Genomic DNA, 19,860 nt, shown 5'->3' with positions numbered 1-19,860 from the left:
GAGGGGTCCGGGTATCGTTCGTTTCGCTTACCTGAGGCGGGGTCGCAACGCAACGATAGCCGCCGCTGTCTCTTCTATCGATCGCCGGGTGACGTCGATCAACGGCCATCCGTGGCGGGCGCAAAGGCTACGGGCATATTTCAGCTCCTCCTGGATATTGGCCCGATCCGTGTAGTCCCTACGATCAAAGCCCTGCGTCACACCGAGCTCGCGGTTCTCACGCACCTGAGCAATGCGGTCGGACGTCGCGATGAGGCCGACGATCAGTGGTCGCGTTGCCTTAAGCAAGCTGTCCGGAAGCTCCATGCCGAGGACGACAGGCAGGTTCGCTGTCTTGATGCCGCGATTAGCGAGATAGATACTTGTGGGCGTCTTGGAGGTCCGGCTTATGCCGATCAGCACCACGTCTGCCTGATCATAATCCTCCGGCAACTGGCCATCATCGTGATCCATGGTGAAGTTCAACGCTTCCATCCGGGCGAAATAATCGGCGTCGAGTGCATGTTGAGCCCCGACCCGCCGACGGGAGGGGGAACCGAGATAGGTCTGGAATGTCGTCATCACCGGTTCGAGCAGATTGACACACGGGGTGCCGAGATCGCGGCAGCGGAGGTCGAGCAGGCGGGCGAGTTCCTCGTCCACGATCGTATAGAGAACGATGCCGGGTTCGCGGTCGATCGATTCCAATACGGAGGCGAGCTGTCGCCGGCTTCTGATAAGCGGGTAGATGTGCTCGATGGCCGCATAGGCCTGAAATTGCGCGGAGACCGCCCTGCCCGCCGACATCAGAGTCTCCCCCGTCGAGTCAGAAATCAGGTGCAGATGGAAGTAGTTTTTGCGGTTCTCCACGCTGTTCTGGTCCCTCTGTTGATAAACCGGGAGAGCGGGTGGGGTTCAGCCAGGCGGAGCCCGAGGCGCGGGGTAACCTCCGCTTTATCCACACCTCGATGGCGTACGAAGAACGTCCGCGGCTGTATGTGGGCAATATGGACAAGCGTTGGTTCGATGAAGAAAGTCAACAGGTTTTCCACAGGCAAGGTTGTTCTGTGAGATTGGCATCATCCTGATTTCATATCACGAATCCGTTTATCCACGCCCGGGCGTCTAATGTGGACGAGTCTCTTCCCGTCGTTCATGGTCGGCGGCGGATCGTCGCGGCAATGGTGGATGACGTTTAATCCTTGATACCCACCGACTCTAAGAAATAGAAACCCTATAAAGATCTTTATCTATTTTAGGAGAAACACGTGCCCGGCCCATCCCGGAAGATTGTCGACGTGCTGGAAGGCAAAACGGTCACGCCTCCTCCCATCTGGCTTATGAGGCAGGCAGGCCGTTACCTCCCCGAGTACCGGGAAACGAGAGCGAAGGCGGGAAGCTTCCTGGATCTCTGTTATTCTCCGGACTATGCGGTCGAGGTAACCTTGCAGCCGATCCGCAGATACGGTTTCGACGCGGCAATCCTGTTTTCCGACATCCTTGTCATTCCGGATGTCTTGAAACGTAATGTCCGCTTCGTGCAGGGCGAGGGGCCGCAGATGGACCCAATCGATGTCGCAGGCATTGAGAAGCTGGATGCGGAGGGTGTGCTCTCGCATCTTGCCCCTGTGCTTGAAACCGTCCGCCGCCTTCGCCGCGAGCTTCCGGAGGAGACGACGCTTCTGGGTTTTTGTGGTGCGCCATGGACGGTGGCGACCTACATGATCGCGGGTCATGGGACGCCGGACCAGGCGCCGGCGCGGCTATTCGCCTACCGCAATCCGGACCTGTTTCTGCGGCTTCTGGATTTTCTTGCCGATGTTTCGGCGGAGTACCTGATCGCGCAGATCGATGCCGGTGCGGATGCGGTGCAGATCTTCGACTCGTGGGCGGGAGTTCTCGGTGAGCGTGAGTTTAAAGCCTATGCAGTTCGGCCGGTGGCGCGCATGATCCGGACCGTGAGAGCAGCGCGTCCTGGGGCTAGGATCATTGCCTTCGCCAAAGGCGCGGGCATGAACTTGAGGTCTTATCGTCAGGATACCGATGCGAATGCCATTGGTCTTGACTGGAGCGTTCCCCTCTCCTTTGCCGTGGAGTTGCAGAAGGATGGTCCCATACAGGGAAATCTAGATCCTATGCGGGTTGTCGCGGGGGGGCAGGCCCTTGAGGAGGGTATCGATGCTATCCTGCAGGCACTCGGAAATGGACCGCTGATTTTCAATCTCGGCCACGGCATTACGCCGGAGGCGGATCCCGCGCATGTGAGCGATCTGGTCCGTCGGGTCCGCGGATACATGCCATGATGGATGTGGATCGGCAAACGAGTGAAGCTGCCGGACGGAGAGCGTCACGGAAAGCCTTTGTCGCGATCGGCGTCTTCGTCGCGCTGATCGCAGTCCTTTATGTTCTTCAGCCGGACAGTTTCGGGCTTTGGATGAAGGCCCTGCACATCATTGCGGTGATCTCGTGGATGGCAGGCCTGTTCTACCTTCCGCGGCTGTTCATCTACCATACGGACGCCGAAGTGGGTTCCGTCCAGTCGGAAACCTTCAAGGTGATGGAGCGTCGCCTGCTGAAGGTGATCATGAACCCGGCGATGATGATCACCTGGCTGCTGGGCCTCTACCTCGCCTGGGAGAGCTTTGCCTTCCAGGGAGGTTGGCTGCACGCCAAGATCGCGCTGGTGGTTCTCCTGACGGTGGTGCACGTCATGTTCAGCCGCGCAGTGCGTGCCTTCGCCGCCGACGGGCCACGTCGGACTGCTCGTTACTGGCGAATGATGAACGAGGCGCCTACCCTGTTGATGATCGCGATCGTCATCCTGGTCGTGGTCAAGCCCTTCTGATTGCGGTTTCTGCCGCTACCTGTACGTTTCCCCTTGCGAGGGCCGGCATGACTCGCTATTTTCCTGCCATCTCATCTCGTGGCATGCTTGTAATCCCACTCCTCCCCGGAAACCTCCGCGGCGAGATTTTCACCGGCACGCCCTTTTCCCTCATCGCCTCTAACGTGGTCCCTTCATGGCTGAAATGAAGCTTCAAGAACTCAAGAGCAAGTCGCCAACCGACCTGCTGACCTTTGCCGAATCGCTCGAGGTCGAGAACGCCAGCACGATGCGCAAGCAGGAGCTTATGTTCGCGATCCTGAAGGTTCTGGCCAGCCAGGATGTTGAAATCATCGGCGAAGGCGTGGTGGAAGTCCTGCAGGATGGCTTTGGCTTCCTTCGCTCCGCGAACGCTAACTATCTTCCTGGCCCGGATGACATCTACATTTCACCCTCCCAGATCCGCCGGTTTTCGCTGAAGACGGGCGATACTGTCGAAGGGCCGATCCGGGGCCCGAAGGAAGGCGAGCGGTATTTCGCGCTTCTGAAGGTCAACACGATCAATTTCGATGATCCGGAGAAGATCCGTCACAAGGTCCACTTCGACAACCTGACACCGCTCTATCCCAATGAGCGGTTCAAGATGGAACTCGATGTCCCGACGTCAAAGGATCTGTCAGCGCGTGTGATCGATCTCGTGGCACCGCTCGGCAAGGGTCAGCGCGGCTTGATCGTTGCCCCGCCGCGAACAGGTAAGACGGTGCTGTTGCAGAACATCGCGCATTCCATCACCGCCAACCATCCGGAATGCTATCTGATCGTCCTCCTCATCGACGAGCGTCCGGAAGAAGTGACGGACATGCAGAGATCGGTCCGGGGCGAGGTTGTCTCCTCCACCTTCGATGAGCCGGCTGTGCGCCACGTTCAGGTTGCCGAAATGGTAATCGAGAAGGCAAAGCGCCTTGTGGAACACGGTCGCGACGTCGTCATCCTGCTGGATTCGATCACCCGTCTCGGCCGCGCCTACAACACCGTGGTACCGTCATCCGGCAAGGTGTTGACCGGTGGTGTCGACGCCAACGCGCTGCAGCGCCCGAAGCGTTTCTTTGGTGCCGCTCGCAACATTGAGGAAGGTGGATCGCTGACGATCATCGCGACGGCGCTGATCGACACCGGCAGCCGCATGGATGAAGTCATCTTCGAAGAGTTCAAGGGAACCGGCAACTCCGAAATCGTCCTGGACCGCAAGGTTGCCGACAAGCGCATCTTCCCTGCCATGGACATTCTCAAGTCCGGTACACGCAAGGAAGATCTCCTCGTGCCGCGCCAGGATCTGCAGAAGATCTTCGTGCTTCGCCGTATCCTTGCGCCTATGGGCACGACCGATGCGATCGAGTTCCTTATCGACAAGCTGAAGCAGACGAAGAACAACGGCGATTTCTTCGACTCGATGAACACTTAATCATTAGCCGGATTCACGCTACAAAAGCGCTCGGCCCGGCCGGGCGCTTTTGGCTTTCCGGTCGAGGCAGCAAGGATGAGTGGCACGACAGATACGATCTTCGCGCTTTCCAGCGGTAGCTTGCCGGCGGGTGTCGCTGTCCTGCGTATCAGTGGCCCGGCGGCATTCCCTGCATTGATGCGACTGACAGGAGGGAGGCAACCTCCCCCACGCAAGGCGGCACTCCGGAGGATACTGGATCGGGAAGAGCAACTGATCGACGAAGCGCTCGTCTTGACCTTTCCAGCACCGCATTCCTTCACCGGCGAGGACGTCGTCGAACTCCAACTGCATGGAAGCAGAGCGGTGGTAAACGCTGTCTACTCGCAACTTGCGGCGTTACCCGGCTTCAGGTTGGCGGAAGCGGGTGAGTTTTCGCGCAGGGCCTTCGAGAACGGCCGTTTAGACCTGGTGGAGGCGGAAGGCCTGGCGGAGCTGATCGCGACAGAGACTGAGATGCAACGTCGCCTAGCAGTGGAACAGAGCTTCGGTCGGCAGTCTCATTTGTATGAGGACTGGGCCCGCAGGCTGACCCATGCACGAGCCATGATCGAAGCAGAACTCGATTTCGCCGACGAAGACGATGTGCCCGGTTCCGTTGGAGAACGCGTCACGGCGGACATCGCCGCAGTTCGCACCGAATTGGAGAAGCATCTGGAATCGGCAAAAGGGGGGGAGATCATTCGTGATGGTTTCAAGGTCGCGATCGTCGGGCCGCCGAATTCGGGAAAATCGAGCCTGCTGAACTACCTGGCGCAGCGAGACGTGGCGATCGTCACCGATTTGGCGGGAACTACCCGCGATGTGTTGCACGTTGATCTTGATCTCGAGGGATATCTGGTGCGCGTGTTTGATACGGCGGGTATCCGCGAATCCTCAGACGTAATCGAGCAAGAGGGGATCCGCCGAGCCCGGCAGTTGATCGACACGGCAGATCTCGTTCTGTACCTGGAGGAAATTGGTTCGGAGCCTTTGCAGGCTCCTCTATCACCGCATGCGCTCCGTGTCGGGACAAAGCTCGACATTCACCGGCGGGCGCCTAGCTATGATATATACCTGTCGACCGTGACGGGTGAAGGAGTAGGCTCACTTCGCAAGGCTATCGTTAGCCGGATTCAGTCCGCTTGGGACGGCTCGGTTGCACCGATGCGCGGCCGTCAGGTGGCGTTGCTGCAAGATACTTCCCTTCATCTCCGATCAGCGCTAGACGAAACCGAGCTGGAGCTGCGGGCAGAGCATCTGCGGGGAGCAGCGACCGCTTTGGGACGAATTACGGGCCAGGTGGACGTGGAGCAGCTACTCAACGTCATATTTTCACAGTTTTGTATCGGCAAGTAACGTGATTCACGTGAAACACTCACCGCAGGTGGACCATGAACAAGCGATATGACGTGATTGTAATTGGCGGAGGCCACGCCGGTTGCGAGGCGGCCAGCGCCGCAGCACGGACGGGAGCGCGGACGGCGCTTGTGACCCATCGCCGAGACACTATCGGCGTGATGTCCTGCAATCCCGCTATTGGCGGCCTCGGCAAAGGCCATCTGGTTCGGGAAGTGGATGCGCTGGATGGCCTGATGGGTCGCGTCGCAGACGCAGCCGGTATCCAGTTTCGCATGCTGAATCGGCGCAAGGGCCCGGCTGTTCGTGGGCCGCGTACCCAGGCTGATCGGAGGCTATATCGTGAAGGAATGCAGCGCGAGATTTTCAATCATGTCAATCTTGATGTGGTCGAAGGCGATGTTTTCGATCTGGACGTCACGGAAGGGAAAGTTGCGGGCGTGATCCTCTCGGATGGTCGACGGTACGCATGTGTGGCGGCCGTTCTGACAACCGGCACCTTCCTGCGCGGCCTTATCCATATCGGATCTGAACGCTTTCCGGCGGGGCGAATGGGCGAAGGACCGTCAGTGGGGCTATCCGCAACCCTCGAACAACTCGGCTTACGCCTTGGGCGACTTAAGACCGGCACGCCGGCCCGGCTTGATGGAACCACAATCGACTGGGATGGTATCGGGCGCCAGGAAGCAGATAAAGATCCGGTCCCGTTCTCGTTCCTCACGGAGGCCATAACGACGCCACAGATTGCCTGCGGTATCACCCGGACGACCAGCGTCACTCATCGGATTATCGAAGAGAACATTCACCGATCCGCTATGTACTCTGGCCAGATCGAAGGCGTTGGCCCACGTTACTGCCCCTCAATTGAAGACAAAATCGTCCGCTTCGGCGAACGAGACGGTCATCAGATTTTCCTGGAGCCAGAGGGTCTCGATGATGATACCGTTTACCCTAACGGCATTTCCACCTCCCTGCCCGCTGACGTACAGGAAGCGTTCATCCATAGCATACCGGGGCTCGAACACGCTCGGATCCTGCAGCCGGGCTACGCCATTGAATACGACCACGTCGACCCTCGAGAACTCTCTTCATCTCTGCAACTCCGCAAGATGCCCGGCCTTTTCCTTGCCGGGCAGATCAACGGAACCACAGGATATGAGGAAGCCGCCGCGCAGGGGCTTGTAGCGGGCCTCAATGCCGCTCGTCTTGCAGGTGATCAAGATACGTATACCTTCAGCCGTTCCAGCTCCTATATCGGCGTCATGATCGACGATCTGACCAGCCGAGGGGTTACCGAGCCCTATAGGATGTTCACCTCGCGCGCCGAATACCGGCTGTCGCTCCGAGCAGATAATGCTGATGAGCGGCTCACGCCGGTAGGCGTTGAGCTCGGGCTGGTTTCGACAGTAAGAAGGGAACGGTTTGAGAGGTACGAGAACGACCTTGAGGATTGGCGGGGTCAGCTGACGAGTGTTTCGGTAACGCCAAACGAGGCGGAACGATTCGGCATTAGTCTTAACCGGGATGGACAACGCCGCACGGCCATAGACCTTCTTGCGTATCCTGATATCGATCCGGAGAAGATCCGCGCGATTTGGCCGGAACTCCGCGCGATGTCGGAACGCACCGCAGCTGCTCTCAAGATCGAAGCCGGTTATGCAGTTTATCTCGAGAGGCAGGAGAGCGACGTTCTGGCTCTTCGGCGTGACGAGGGGGTGTCCATACCACCGGACTTTGACTACCAAGTACTGTCTGGTCTCTCCAATGAGTTAAAGACGAAGCTTTCGAGCCTGAGACCAGCGAATCTGGCCCATGCTTCTCGAATTGAGGGAATGACTCCAGCCGCATCCGCCCTGCTCCTCGCCAATCTTCGTAGGCAGGAGAGAGAGCATAAGGAACGCGTATCGTAATGTTGTTGAACGGCAGGCCTGTTTCACGTGAAACGCATCAGCGGCTAGAGCATTTCGCAGAGCTTTTCCAAAAATGGGCGAAGCGCATCAACCTCGTTGCACCATCGACCCTGGAGGAAGTCTGGAGCCGTCACATCGAGGACAGTGCTCAGGTGTTTCAGATCCACCCGCAGCCAGCTGAATGGATCGATCTCGGCTCCGGCGGTGGTTTCCCTGGCATCGTGACGGCCATATTGCTTGCTGAGGCAAATGATGGCTTCGTGCATCTGGTTGAAAGCAATCAGAAGAAGGCAGCGTTCCTACGGGTGGCGCTGATGGAGTGCGGGGCGAGGGGCTCTGTATACCCCGGCCGGATCGAAGAGGCTCAAACGAAGATTGCCCATTGCGACATGATTTCCGCACGAGCATTGGCCGAGCTCAACCTGCTGTTTCGCTACTCCTCCCCCTGGATGGTCGGAAAATCCTGCCGTGCCCTTCTCCACAAAGGCCGGGATTACCAGCGCGAGGTAGAGAAAGCGCGTAGCGACTGGGACTTTGATCTGGTAATACATACCAGCGCCGTCGAGAACGACTCAGTGATCCTCGAAATCAGCGGACTCCGGCCAAAGGTTTGATCTAGCCTCGTCAGGTGCGGCATGACTAACGGCAATCGTATCATCACAATCGCCAACCAAAAGGGTGGGGTGGGCAAGACCACGACTGCCATCAACCTCGCCACGGCGCTTGCAGCCATAGGCGAAACCGTCTTGATCATCGACCTGGACCCACAGGGGAATGCAAGTACCGGCCTTGGAATCGATCGAAGAGATCGGGAATTGTCATCCTACGACCTTCTGATGGGTACTCATTCCGTCGAACAGACCGTCCTGCCGACGGCTGTGCCCAACCTTTCTATCGTGCCCTCAACCATGGATCTCCTCGGGCTTGAGATGGAGATATCGCAAGAAGCTGATCGGGTGTTCAGGCTCAAGCGGTCGCTCTCGGCCGCGATGCCTTATACATATATCATCGTCGATTGCCCCCCGTCGTTCAACCTGCTGACCATGAACGCCATGGCCGCAGCGCAATCCGTCCTTGTGCCGCTGCAGTGCGAGTTCTTTGCGCTCGAGGGCTTGAGCCAGCTACTCGAGACGGTGAATCAGGTTCGTCAGACGGTTAATCCCGCGCTCGACATCCAGGGCATCGTGCTCACCATGTTCGACTCCCGGAACAATCTGGCGCAGCAGGTGGTGAACGATGTGCGCACCTATCTCGGGGACAAGGTCTACCATACGCTGATCCCGCGCAATGTCCGTGTTTCCGAAGCTCCCAGCTACGGAAAACCCGCGATCCTCTATGATCTGAAATGCGCCGGCAGTCAGGCGTATCTGCAGCTGGCGTCGGAAGTGATTCAGCGTGAGCGTCGGCGAAAAGCGGCGTAACGAAAGGACCAAGTATGAGTGATGATCTTTCGAAGCGTCGCCTTGGCAGGGGTCTTGCTGCACTGATCGGTCAGATGGATCAGCCGCTGCCAGTCGACGCCGCCCCAAAGGAGATCAGTGCCGACCGGATGGTCCCGATAGAACATGTCAGCCGAAATCCGCGAAATCCGCGGCGCCAGTTCGATGAGGCGGAGCTCCAGGATCTCGCCAGTTCGGTCAGCCAGCATGGGATCGTTCAGCCCGTGGTCGTCCGGCCGGTCGGCGACCGATATGAGATTATCGCTGGAGAGCGGCGTTGGCGCGCTGCACAGCTCGCTGGGCTTCACGAGATTCCCGTCATTGTCAGGGACGTCGATGACCGGACGGCCTTGGAGATCGCGATCGTCGAGAACGTCCAGCGTGCCGACCTCAATCCTCTGGAAGAGGCGTTAGGTTACGATCAACTGATCGCGGAATACGGCTATACCCAGAATGACCTCGGCGGGATCATCGGCAAAAGCCGCAGCCATGTGGCCAACAGCCTCAGGCTCCTGAAGCTCCCAGAGCCTGTCCGTGACATGCTCGCCTCCGGCGAATTGTCTGCCGGCCATGCTAGGGCCCTTGTCACGACATCCAATCCGGTTTCCCTAGCTCGTACGATCGTCGCAAAGGGAATGTCGGTTCGGGATGCGGAGCGGCTGGCCCAGAACGACATCAAGGCACAGTCTGAGCCCAATCAATCCAAGGTAGAGAAAAAGGACTCCGATACACTTGCACTGGAGCGGACGTTGTCGGACTCGCTTGGTCTGGATGTCAGGATCAACCACAAGGGCGGGCCTGGCCAGATCCGCATCAATTATCGGACGCTCGATCAACTGGAAGAGATCTGCCGACTCTTGGAACGGCGCTGATCATCTCTGCTGACGAGCAGATTGCAGCGCAACCGCCATAAGCGTTTGAAACGCGATGCTCTGCTCCAAGCTTTGCCTTTGGCGAGATTGCAGGATCGCAGACTGGAGGCGGTGTCCCTCTCGAGACAGCGCTTCCGTGCGCCAGCGTCCGAGCGCCCTTTCGATCAGCGGCTTGCGCTTGAAGTGGATGTGCCGCCCGAGCGTCATCATGACCTGAGATGCCTGGACTTTCTTGTCGTCCATTTCGGTGCGCATGAGTTCCATCATCTGGAACTGCTTGAGACAGGATTGCAGGACGAGAAATACCGGTGTCCGCGAGGTTTCGATCTTCTGCAGCGCATGGCGGAGCGCTACCAGGTCACCTGTAAGGACCGCGTCGACCGCCTCATCCGGTGAAACGCCACTCGCATCACCGATGATCGCAGTTACGTCCTCCTCCTCGACCATGACCTTGCCGCGGCAGTAGAGCGCGAGTTTCCGGACCTCGTTACGCGACGCCACGCGGTCGCCGCCCAGCAAATCGAGCAGCTGATGCCGTGCTGCAGGCGAGATCGACAGGCCATCCTCCGCGAGCAACGTATCGATGAGGGCGTTCAGCGCCTTGACGTCGTCGGGGTAGCAGGGTGTTATCGCGATCGTCTTTGCAGGCTCTGCAATCTTCCGCAAGCCGCTGCCCTTCTTGAGGTCGGCTGCCTCGATAATCAGGGCATTGGCGGGGGGACTCCCCTCAGCAAGAACAGCGAGAGCATCGACCACCGCCTTCTCGTTGGCGGCATTTCGAAGCCAGACGAGCTTTTTGTCGCCGAAGAGACCAAGGGAGTTTACTTCGTCAAGCAGGCGGCCCGGATCGCTTTGCAGGTCCGACACGTCAAGCTTTAGCGTCGCGAAGGGATCCTCCTGAGCGATGCCAGTTTTGCGGGCGAGCAGGGCAGCACGCTCGGATACAAGGCCGCGATCCGGGCCGTAGATGACGAACACACGATAGAGTTCATGCGCCTTTTCGGCGAAATGATCGAACTCGTGTGACTTTATTTCTGCCATGTCACCTGCGGTGGTGGCTGGTTTGCCAAGGCAATGGCGAGATCGGCGCGGATGAACTCGGCCACCTCTCGTGCTGCCCGGTTTTCCGCATCCCGAACAGAGCGGAGTTCCGCAAACTCCTGGCGCGAGACGTCCAGCAGCGCAGTGGCCGTCCTGCTGCCTCTCTTGAGGATCTCTCCATCAGAAACGCGGGACAAGGTGTAGGATCCTGCCACGATGACACGCCCTGGCTGAAGCTGGCCCGCGTCTTCATCGTCTAGGATATCACTGTAGCTCGACGAAACACTCAGCTCTACCTGATACGAGGGGTTGGCTGCTTCCCCACTGCCTCTAGATGTGAGGAAGACGAGATGGTTTCGAACAACCTGCCCTACCCGCGTTCCAGCGTCGGAGAAGCCGACACCTGCAAGCGCGGCGCCGCTGCCGGACGCTTCACCATAGAGCGGACGCACCTGACATGCGGCCAACCCGGCCACAAGGATGATGCCCGAAACGACGGCGCCGATCAGGCGAAGGGTGCGGAGGGTGTCAGACGACAATGTTTACGATCCTTTGTGGAACGACAATGATCTTCTTCGGCTGCCGGCCATCCAGGGCGGAGCGCACGGCACCTAACTGCAGAACCGCTGCCTGGACGGCATCTTGGTCTGCGTCACGGACGATTGTCAATTCGGCCCGCTTCTTGCCGTTGATCTGCACCGGAAGCATGATCTCGTTCTCGACCACCAGTGCATCATCATAGCGTGGCCATGCAGCCTGCGCTAGCATTCGTCCGTTGCCGAGCGCTGCCCAGCACTCCTCCGCCAAGTGTGGTGTCATTGGCGCGACAATCTGAACAAGAATCTCTGCGGCGTCCCGAACGGCGGCGAGGAACAAGGCGTCACCGTCGCCAGCGGCGACCCGCGCCAGGGGTGCCGCGAGCGCGTTCACAAGTTCGTAGATCCGCGCAACGGCCTTGTTGAAGGAGAGCTTGTCATAATCATCCTGGACCGCCTTCAGCGTCCTGTGGGCAATTTGGGAAACGGCCAGTGCCTCGCCTTCGCGTGCCGGTGCCGGCGCCACTCCTTTAAGATTGTCGGCCGCTTCCGAGATCAGACGCCAAAGACGCTGAGTAAAGCGGTGTGCGCCCTCCACGCCGGCTTCCGACCAGATGACGTCGCGGTCCGGCGGTGAATCGGAGAGTACGAAAAAGCGGGCGGTGTCGGCCCCGTAGGACGCGATGATGTCGTCCGGATCGACCACGTTCTTCTTCGACTTCGACATCTTCTCGATCGAGCCAATCGCGATTTCCTCGCCGGTTGCGAGCAATGTTGCACGGCGCCTCCCGTCAGTTTCCTCGATACGGATATCGGCGGGCGCAACCCATTCCCCCGATGGCCCGCTGCCGCGGCGGTAAGTCTCATGGACGACCATGCCCTGAGTGAAGAGACCCTTGAATGGCTCCTTCACTTCGACATGGCCTGTTTCCTTCATCGCGCGGGTAAAGAACCGCGAGTAGAGAAGATGGAGGATGGCGTGCTCGATGCCACCGATATACTGGTCCACCGGCAGCCAATGGTTAGCCGCCTTCGGATCCGTCGGCTCATCCTGCCAAGGTGCCGTGAAGCGGGTGAAGTACCAGCTGGAATCGACGAAGGTGTCCATCGTGTCGGTCTCACGACGGGCGTCACCGCCGCATTGCGAGCAGGCGACGTGACGCCATGTCGCATGTCGGTCCAGCGGATTGCCGGGTTGGTCGAAGGTCACGTCGTCGGGAAGCCGGACCGGCAGGTCCATCTTTGGTACCGGGACGACACCACATACCTCGCAATGGATCACGGGGATCGGGCAGCCCCAGTAACGCTGGCGCGAGATGCCCCAGTCCCGCAGGCGGAAGTTCACCTTGCGCTCGCCTTGGGGCTTGTTGCCAAGCATCGTCTCCGACAACCGTCTGGCGACCGTCTCGAACGCTTCTTCGGTTGAGAGGCCGTCGAGGAAGCGCGAGTTGATCATCACGCCATCGCCATCGTAGGCAGTGTCACCGATCGCGAAATTCCCTGCGTCGTCGCCTGCCGGCATAACGACCGGCACTACGGGGAGATCGTACTTGCGTGCAAAATCCAAGTCGCGCTGGTCGCCCGACGGGCAGCCGAAGATCGCGCCGGTACCATAGTCCATCAACACGAAGTTGGCGATGTAGACCGGTAGCTCCCAGCTTGGATCGAGCGGATGCCTGACCCGGATGCCAGTGTCCATACCCTTCTTTTCGGCCGTTTCCAGCGCTGCCAGCGAAGTACCCTGCCTGCGGCACTCGTCGGCGAAGGCTTCGATAGCCGGATTCGCGGCTGCTGCTTCCCTTGCCAGCGGATGATCTGCCGCGATCGCCAGGAAGGAGGCGCCGAAGAGGGTGTCGGGACGGGTCGTATAGACCGTCACCTCGGACTGGCCTGCCGGTGCGGTTTCGGCCACAAGCTCCCAACGGATCGTCATCCCCTCCGACCGGCCGATCCAGTTCTTCTGCATCAGACGGACCTTTTCGGGCCACTGATCGAGCGTATCGAGGGCGTCCAGCAGATCCTGGCTGAAGTTGGTGATCTTGAAGAACCACTGCACCAGCTCACGCTGCTCCACCAGAGCGCCGGATCGCCAGCCGCGTCCGTCGATAACCTGTTCGTTGGCAAGCACGGTGTGGTCAACGGGATCCCAGTTGACCTTGGAGAGCTTACGGTAGACGAGCCCCTTTTCCATCATGTCGAGGAAAAGATGCTGCTGCCGGTGGTAGTAGTCGACGTCGCACGTGGCGAACTCCCGCGACCAGTCGAGCGACAGGCCCATCGCCTTCAGCTGGGCCTTCATTGAAGCGATATTCTGATAGGTCCACTCCTTGGGGTGAACCTTGTTGTCACGCGCGGCGTTCTCGGCCGGCATGCCGAAGGCATCCCAGCCCATTGGGTGGAGGACGTTATAGCCCCTCGCCCGCTTGTAGCGCGCCACAACATCGCCCATGGCATAGTTGCGGACGTGGCCCATGTGAATGCGGCCAGAGGGATAGGGGAACATCTCGAGGACGTAATATTTCTCGCGCGGGTCGGCGTTGTCGGTCTCGAAGACCTTGGCCTCGCTCCAGATCTTCTGCCAGCGCGGCTCGGCGTCGCGCGGATTATAACGTTCACTCGCCATTTCTATGATATTCCGGGGTAAATGCAGACTGGGATTGGTCAGACCTTCATCATGAAACCCTGCAAGCGTCAAGTTTTCCGGGCATCTCGCCGGGTAAAGTTTGGCGCCGAGCACAAGCGCGGCTTGGCAGGCGGATAGGGGCCAGTTAAGCGGTGTGCGACCTTTGATAGCGAGCGCGAGGGAAACGAGATGACGTCAGAGGAACGGCTGCAGGATGTGCTGGCACGGATCACGGACGCAGAGCGAAGGGCCAAACGGCAGCCGCAGTCAGTGACGCTGGTGGCCGTGTCGAAAACCTTTGATGCGGAGGCGATCCGTCCGGTCATCGCGTCCGGTCAGCGGGTGTTCGGGGAGAATCGCGTTCAGGAAGCCCAAGGCAAATGGCCGGCACTGAAGGAGGAGTTCAAGGACATCAAACTTCACCTGATCGGTCCGCTGCAATCCAACAAGGCCGCCGATGCCGTGGCACTCTTCGATGTGATCGAGACGGTCGACCGCGAGAAAATCGCGCGGGCGCTTGCCGATGAAATGCAGAAGCAGGACCGCCAACCCCGTCTCTATGTGCAGGTCAATACCGGGCTGGAGCCGCAGAAGGCTGGTATCGCGCCAAGGGAGACAGTGGCATTCGTGGACTTCTGCCGGGGCGACCTTGAGCTTTCGATCGAAGGTCTGATGTGCATACCTCCCGCGGACGAAAACCCCGGGCCGCACTTTGCACTTCTGGCCAAGCTTGCTGATCAGTGCGGCTTGCAGAAGCTCTCGATGGGAATGTCGGGAGACTTCGAGACGGCGATCGAGTTCGGTGCTACCAGCGTTCGGGTGGGGTCGGCCATTTTTGGCAATCGTTAAGGCCCCCTTAGAGCTTTAGTCTGGCTTTCCGTGGCCGTCTGCATCATCCTAAACTGGTTCCAAATGCTGCGCTGGGACCACGGGAGGAGCAGATGCAGAGCACATACTTCGACATCTATCGGGAGTGGCAGACGGCTCCGGAGGAGTTCTGGCGCCGTCAGGCGGAGACGCTTCATTGGTTCAAGCCGATCGAAAAGGTCTTCGACAAGGACCAGGGCGTTTATGGACGCTGGTTCGTCGGCGGTGAGACGAACACTTGCTACAACTGCATAGATCGGCACGTGAGCAAGGGACGCGGCGACCAGACGGCGCTGATCTACGACAGCGCGATGAACGGCGACAAGAGGAAGTACAGCTTCGACGAGATGCTCGTCGAGGTCCAGGCTATCGCCGCCGTGTTGCGCAATCACGGCGTGGGCAAAGGCGACCGGGTCGTCATCTACATGCCCATGGTTCCCGAAGCTGTCTTCTCAATGCTGGCCTGTGCGCGCCTCGGGGCGGTCCATTCCGTGGTATTCGGCGGATTTGCCGCGCACGAGCTTGCCGCCAGGATCGACGACTGCGGTGCCAAGGTAGTGATCAGCGCCAGTTGCGGACTGGAGCCCGGCCGGGTGGTCGCCTACAAGCCCCTGCTCGATCACGCGCTCGGTATCGCGAAGGTCAAGCCGGATTTCTGCCTTGTCCTGCAGCGGGACGAACTGCATGCGGCGCTGCGCTATGAGCATGGCGACGTCGATTTCCGCCAGGCGGTCGAGATCGAGAAGGTCAACGGCACGGTGGTCGATTGCGAGCCGGTAACTGCCACCGATCCCTTGTATGTGCTCTACACGTCTGGAACCACGGGTCAGCCCAAGGGAGTGATCCGTGACAATGGCGGGCACATGGTGGCGCTCAACTGGACGATGAAGAACCTCTACGGGGTCGAAGCTGGCGAGGTGTTCTGGGCCGCCTCCGACATCGGCTGGGTCGTCGGGCACTCCTACATCGTCTATGGCCCGCTTCTTGCCGGAAACACGACCGTCCTGTTCGAGGGAAAGCCGGTCGGAACTCCCGATGCCGGAACCTATTGGCGGATTGTATCTGAGTATGACGTGAAGGTCCTTTTCACGGCCCCCACGGCGTTCCGCGCCATCCGCCGGGATGATCCGGAGGGAAAGCTTGTCGAAACATACGACCTGTCCGGCTTGCGTGCCCTCTTCCTCGCAGGCGAGCGGGCCGATCCGGAGACGCTGAAATGGGCAGAGCAGGTGCTGCAGGTTCCCGTGATCGACCACTGGTGGCAGACAGAAACGGGCTGGCCCATGGTTGGCAACCCGGTGGGCCTGGGGCTGTTGCCGTTCAAGCCAGGTTCGCCGACGCACCCCATGCCAGGATATCTGATCGAAGTGCTGGATGATGCGGGCCATCCTGTTCCGACCAACACGCTCGGCAATATCGTCGTGAAGCTGCCCTTGCCGCCCGGTTGCCTCGTCAGCTTCTGGAATGCGGACGAGCGTTTCCGTCAGGGATGCCTCGAGGAGTTCCCGGGCTACTACAAGACGGCGGATGCCGGCATGCTTGATGACGATGGCTACCTCTTCGTGATGGCGAGGACGGACGACATCATCAACTGCGCCGGCCATCGGCTTTCCACGGGTGCGATGGAGGAGGTCTGCGCCATGCATCCGGATGTCGCGGAGTGTGCCGTGGTCGGCGTCGCGGATTCCCTCAAGGGGCAGATCCCCTGCGGCTTCCTCGTCCTCAAGAACAACGTAACCCGCGATGAGAAGCTGATCGAGAAGGAGGTCGTCGACCTTGTCCGCAACGAGATCGGGCCAGTCGCCGCCTTCCGTACCGTGATGGTCGTGAAACGACTGCCGAAGACACGGTCGGGCAAGATCCTGCGTGGAACGATGCAGAAGATCGCCGATGGGATGCCGTGGAAGATGCCTGCCACCATCGATGACCCGGTGATCCTCGACGAGATCATCGAGATCCTCAAATCCAAGGGATATGCCAAGGGCGCCGCCGACACGGCAGCCTGACCACGACCTGGCAATTTGCAGAAGGGCCCCCACTAAAGCGGGGGCCTTTCGCATTTCAGCATGTGTGCACCTTAAGCTCCGCACCAGCCAGTTAACATATTGTTAACCATGCCTACGCTACACCGATCTAACCATTTCTTTACGTAGATGACCAAAGTGCTAACAGACGCTCGCTCGATCCGAATCAAGGGCCGCTCCTTTCTTGCGGTCGTCCTGTCGCCCGACCTGCCGCTCGACGAGTGGCTGACGCGGCTCGACGACCTCGCCTCGCGTTCCGCCGGGTTTTTCCTCGGGCGCCCCGTGGTCCTGGACGTCACGGATCTCGATGTCGATCGTGGGCAGTTGAAGGAACTGCTTGCCGCATTCGCCGAACGCAATGTCAGCATCATGGGGATCGAGGGCGCGCGTCCCTCGCTGCTCGGTCCGGGCATGCCGCCAGGTCTCAAGGGCGGCCGTCCCGTTTCCGAGGACAGCATGGCGAGGGAGCCCGCCGTCGAGCTACCCGCCGCTAGTGCCGCCCCGGAAGTCGCCCGGGACGTTCGTCCCGCGCTACAGTCGATAATCGTCCGGGAACCGATCCGGTCCGGGCAATCCGTCATCTTTCCGGAAGGCGATGTCACGGTGATCGGATCCGTCGCCTCCGGCGCGGAGGTGATCGCAGGTGGTTCCGTTCATATCTACGGCGCTCTTCGCGGCCGGGTCATGGCAGGATCGGTCGGCAATTCCTCGGCGCGCATCTTCTGCCGCAAGCTCGATGCAGAACTGCTTGCGATCGATGGCATCTACCAGGTTGCCGAGAACATGGCAGCCAACCTGAAGGGCCAGCCCGTCCAGCTCTGGCTCGAAAACGATACAATAATGGCTGAGAAACTCGCCTGAGCCAAAAGGCCGGAACACAGGAGAAGACCATGGGGAAAGTCATTGTAGTGACATCAGGCAAGGGCGGGGTCGGCAAGACGACATCGTCCGCGGCGCTCGGCGCAGCCCTGGCCCAGAAGGGCGAGAAAGTGGTTGTCGTCGATTTCGACGTCGGACTTCGCAATCTCGACCTGGTGATGGGTGCGGAACGTCGCGTCGTCTACGATATCGTCAACGTGATACAGGGGGATGCCAAGCTTCCGCAGGCACTCATCCGCGACAAGCGGCTGGAGACCTTGTTCCTGCTGCCTGCATCGCAGACTCGTGACAAGGACGCATTGACGCCGGAGGGCGTCGAAACTGTCATCAATGAACTGAAGCGCGTCTTCGACTGGGTGATCTGCGACAGCCCTGCTGGCATCGAGCGCGGTGCGACCCTTGCTATGCGCCATGCCGACATAGCCGTGGTGGTTACCAATCCGGAAGTCTCGTCTGTTCGCGATTCCGACAGAATCATCGGGCTTCTGGACGCCAAGACGTTGAAGGCCGAGCGGGGAGAGCGGATGGAGAAACACCTTCTCCTGACACGCTATGATCCTCTCCGCGCCGAGCGCGGCGACATGCTCAAGGTGGATGACGTCCTGGAAATCCTTTCTATCCCGCTGATCGGCATCATTCCGGAGAGCATGGACGTTCTTCGCGCTTCGAATATCGGGGCCCCGGTGACCCTGGCCGATGCTCGCAGCGCCCCGGCTCAGGCCTATTTCGATGCCGCCCGTCGGCTTTGCGGGGAGGCGCTTCCAATCACCGTTCCGGGTGAGAAGCGGGGCCTCTTCGGCAAGATCTTTGGAAGGAAGGCGGCATGAGCATCTTCGATCTGTTCCGCAAGCAGCGTTCTGCGCCGATGGCGCGGGAGAGGTTGCAGGTACTTCTCGCCCATGAGCGTGCGTCCACGAGTTCCGACCTTGTTGCCGTGCTCCGCGAGGAGATACTTGCAGTTATTGCCAAGCACGTCGATCTCGATTCGGACCGGGTGAAGATCAAGGTTGACCGGGAAGAGACATTCTCGATGCTCGAGATCGATGTCGAAATTCCTCTGGATGCTTCATTGAAGGCGGCCTGATCTATCCACGATGCAAAGAAAAAGCCCGCTGATCCGGCGGGCTTTTAGCATCATCTGAACTTTGAATTGCCGAAGGATCAGTACTGATCGTCTTCTTCTTCGTCGCGCGGTGCGGACTTGAGCGAGCTCAGCTTGGCGAAGACCGCGTCGGCGTCGATCTCCTTCTCCTCCTCGCGCTCCGTGCGGTAGTCGAAGCCGAGGTTCTCGGTCTCAGTCGCCGACTGGAGCGTTGCTCCCAGTTCCTCGGCGGTCGGAAGCGGGCGACCCTTCGAGGCCCTCTCGACCTCGAGGTCCAGGTCGATCTGGCTGCAGAGACCGAGAGTGACCGGGTCCATCGGCGTCAGGTTGGCCGAGTTCCAATGGGTGCGGTCCCGGATCTGCTCAATCGTCGACTTCGTCGTGCCGACGAGACGCGAGATCTGTGCGTCCTTCAGTTCCGGGTGGTTGCGCACGAGCCAGAGGATGGCGTTCGGACGATCCTGGCGCTTCGAAACCGGCGTATAGCGCGGGCCGCGGCGTTTCGCTTCGGGAACCCGGACCTTCGGCTCCTGCAGCTTCAGCTTGTAGTTGACGTCGCCTTCGCCGCGCTTGATCTCATCGCGTGAGAGCTGCCCGGTCGCGATCGGGTCAAGACCCTTGATGCCCTGTGCCGCCTCGCCGTCGGCGATCGCCTTGACCTCGAGCGGGTGCAGTTTGCAGAACTGCGCGATCTGGTCGAAGGAAAGCGCCGTATTGTCGACCAGCCAGACAGCCGTCGCCTTCGGCATGAGCAATTGTTGAGCCATGGATATAGTTCCTCTGTCCGTCCGCGCCGGGGTCGCGGGCCGTGGGTATCAACCACAATTTCCGGAAATTCGATGCGTCTATAACCGGAAAGCGGTCGAATTGCAAATATCGCGCAGCATGAACCGTTTGTCTAATTGATGGGTCTGTTTCAACTGGT

18 protein-coding genes are annotated in these 19,860 nt (G+C 59.6%); 13 read left to right on the top strand and 5 right to left on the bottom strand.

Annotated features, from left to right (window positions below; all coding sequences use genetic code 11):
- Positions 1-27: 27 nt before the first annotated feature.
- A complete protein-coding gene (locus NT26_RS18255) occupies positions 28-849 on the bottom strand; it encodes a pyruvate, water dikinase regulatory protein (protein WP_052640814.1) in 822 nt (273 codons plus the stop codon).
- 398 nt (positions 850-1,247) lie between these two features.
- On the opposite strand from NT26_RS18255, the gene hemE reads away from it, so the two are divergent.
- The 8 genes from hemE (at position 1,248) to NT26_RS18215 (ending at position 9,863) form a co-directional block, all read left to right on the top strand.
- Positions 1,248-2,282: a uroporphyrinogen decarboxylase gene (gene hemE, locus NT26_RS18250; protein WP_052640812.1), complete on the top strand. Its 1,035-nt coding sequence runs from the start codon at positions 1,248-1,250 to the stop codon at positions 2,280-2,282.
- The gene (gene hemJ / locus NT26_RS18245; protein WP_052642355.1) at positions 2,282-2,824 is read left to right on the top strand and encodes a protoporphyrinogen oxidase HemJ; all 543 of its coding nucleotides are present in this window, start codon (positions 2,282-2,284) and stop codon (positions 2,822-2,824) included. The genes hemE and hemJ overlap by 1 nt, the downstream gene beginning before the upstream one ends.
- Before the next feature lie 175 nt (positions 2,825-2,999).
- Positions 3,000-4,265 (top strand): transcription termination factor Rho, encoded by a 1,266-nt coding sequence (rho, locus tag NT26_RS18240; RefSeq protein ID WP_139346276.1) that lies wholly within the window; start codon positions 3,000-3,002, stop codon positions 4,263-4,265.
- A 75-nt stretch (positions 4,266-4,340) separates the two neighbouring features.
- Complete coding sequence (gene mnmE / locus NT26_RS18235) at positions 4,341-5,642, top strand: tRNA uridine-5-carboxymethylaminomethyl(34) synthesis GTPase MnmE (protein WP_052640807.1); 1,302 nt, start codon at positions 4,341-4,343, stop codon at positions 5,640-5,642.
- 35 nt (positions 5,643-5,677) lie between these two features.
- Positions 5,678-7,552: a tRNA uridine-5-carboxymethylaminomethyl(34) synthesis enzyme MnmG gene (gene mnmG, locus NT26_RS18230; RefSeq protein WP_052640805.1), complete on the top strand. Its 1,875-nt coding sequence runs from the start codon at positions 5,678-5,680 to the stop codon at positions 7,550-7,552.
- Entirely contained in the window at positions 7,552-8,166 is a 615-nt protein-coding gene (gene rsmG / locus NT26_RS18225; RefSeq protein WP_052640803.1) for a 16S rRNA (guanine(527)-N(7))-methyltransferase RsmG, read from the top strand. The genes mnmG and rsmG overlap by 1 nt, the downstream gene beginning before the upstream one ends.
- A gap of 21 nt (positions 8,167-8,187) precedes the next feature.
- Positions 8,188-8,973 carry a ParA family protein gene (locus tag NT26_RS18220; protein WP_052640801.1) on the top strand — a complete coding sequence of 262 codons (786 nt, stop codon included), beginning with the start codon at positions 8,188-8,190 and terminating at the stop codon, positions 8,971-8,973.
- A gap of 14 nt (positions 8,974-8,987) precedes the next feature.
- Positions 8,988-9,863 (top strand): ParB/RepB/Spo0J family partition protein, encoded by an 876-nt coding sequence (locus NT26_RS18215; protein WP_052640799.1) that lies wholly within the window; start codon positions 8,988-8,990, stop codon positions 9,861-9,863.
- On the opposite strand, the gene holA is transcribed toward NT26_RS18215, so the two are convergent.
- Genes holA through leuS form a run of 3 tightly spaced genes read right to left on the bottom strand, consistent with a single transcriptional unit; the run spans position 9,864 to position 14,063 of the window.
- Positions 9,864-10,904, bottom strand: a complete 1,041-nt coding sequence (gene holA, locus NT26_RS18210) for a DNA polymerase III subunit delta (protein ID WP_052640797.1) — start codon at positions 10,902-10,904, stop codon at positions 9,864-9,866.
- Positions 10,892-11,443, bottom strand: a complete 552-nt coding sequence (locus NT26_RS18205; protein ID WP_052640794.1) for a hypothetical protein — start codon at positions 11,441-11,443, stop codon at positions 10,892-10,894. The genes holA and NT26_RS18205 overlap by 13 nt, the downstream gene beginning before the upstream one ends.
- Complete coding sequence (gene leuS / locus NT26_RS18200) at positions 11,433-14,063, bottom strand: leucine--tRNA ligase (RefSeq protein WP_052640792.1); 2,631 nt, start codon at positions 14,061-14,063, stop codon at positions 11,433-11,435. The genes NT26_RS18205 and leuS overlap by 11 nt, the downstream gene beginning before the upstream one ends.
- Before the next feature lie 189 nt (positions 14,064-14,252).
- Between leuS and NT26_RS18195 the strand changes: the two genes are divergently transcribed.
- From NT26_RS18195 to minE, 5 genes are all read left to right on the top strand, one after another.
- Positions 14,253-14,912 (top strand): YggS family pyridoxal phosphate-dependent enzyme, encoded by a 660-nt coding sequence (locus NT26_RS18195; protein WP_052640790.1) that lies wholly within the window; start codon positions 14,253-14,255, stop codon positions 14,910-14,912.
- Between the two features lie 92 nt (positions 14,913-15,004).
- Entirely contained in the window at positions 15,005-16,936 is a 1,932-nt protein-coding gene (locus NT26_RS18190) for a propionyl-CoA synthetase (protein WP_052640787.1), read from the top strand.
- 147 nt (positions 16,937-17,083) lie between these two features.
- On the top strand, positions 17,084-17,815 hold the full coding sequence (minC, locus tag NT26_RS18185) for a septum site-determining protein MinC (protein WP_052640785.1): 732 nt from the start codon (positions 17,084-17,086) through the stop codon (positions 17,813-17,815).
- A gap of 29 nt (positions 17,816-17,844) precedes the next feature.
- Positions 17,845-18,660, top strand: coding sequence for a septum site-determining protein MinD (gene minD, locus NT26_RS18180; RefSeq protein ID WP_052640783.1), 816 nt, complete (start codon positions 17,845-17,847; stop codon positions 18,658-18,660).
- The gene (gene minE, locus NT26_RS18175; RefSeq protein WP_052640781.1) at positions 18,657-18,917 is read left to right on the top strand and encodes a cell division topological specificity factor MinE; all 261 of its coding nucleotides are present in this window, start codon (positions 18,657-18,659) and stop codon (positions 18,915-18,917) included. The genes minD and minE overlap by 4 nt, the downstream gene beginning before the upstream one ends.
- Before the next feature lie 77 nt (positions 18,918-18,994).
- Here the strand turns inward: minE and NT26_RS18170 are convergent, their stop codons facing one another.
- Entirely contained in the window at positions 18,995-19,702 is a 708-nt protein-coding gene (locus NT26_RS18170; RefSeq protein WP_052640779.1) for a DUF1013 domain-containing protein, read from the bottom strand.
- Positions 19,703-19,860: the final 158 nt, after the last annotated feature.

It is taken from the genome of Pseudorhizobium banfieldiae (genome assembly GCF_000967425.1).
In the GTDB taxonomy this organism is placed as follows: domain Bacteria; phylum Pseudomonadota; class Alphaproteobacteria; order Rhizobiales; family Rhizobiaceae; genus Neorhizobium; species Neorhizobium banfieldiae.
This window is presented reverse-complemented; position numbering and strand designations above follow the sequence as displayed.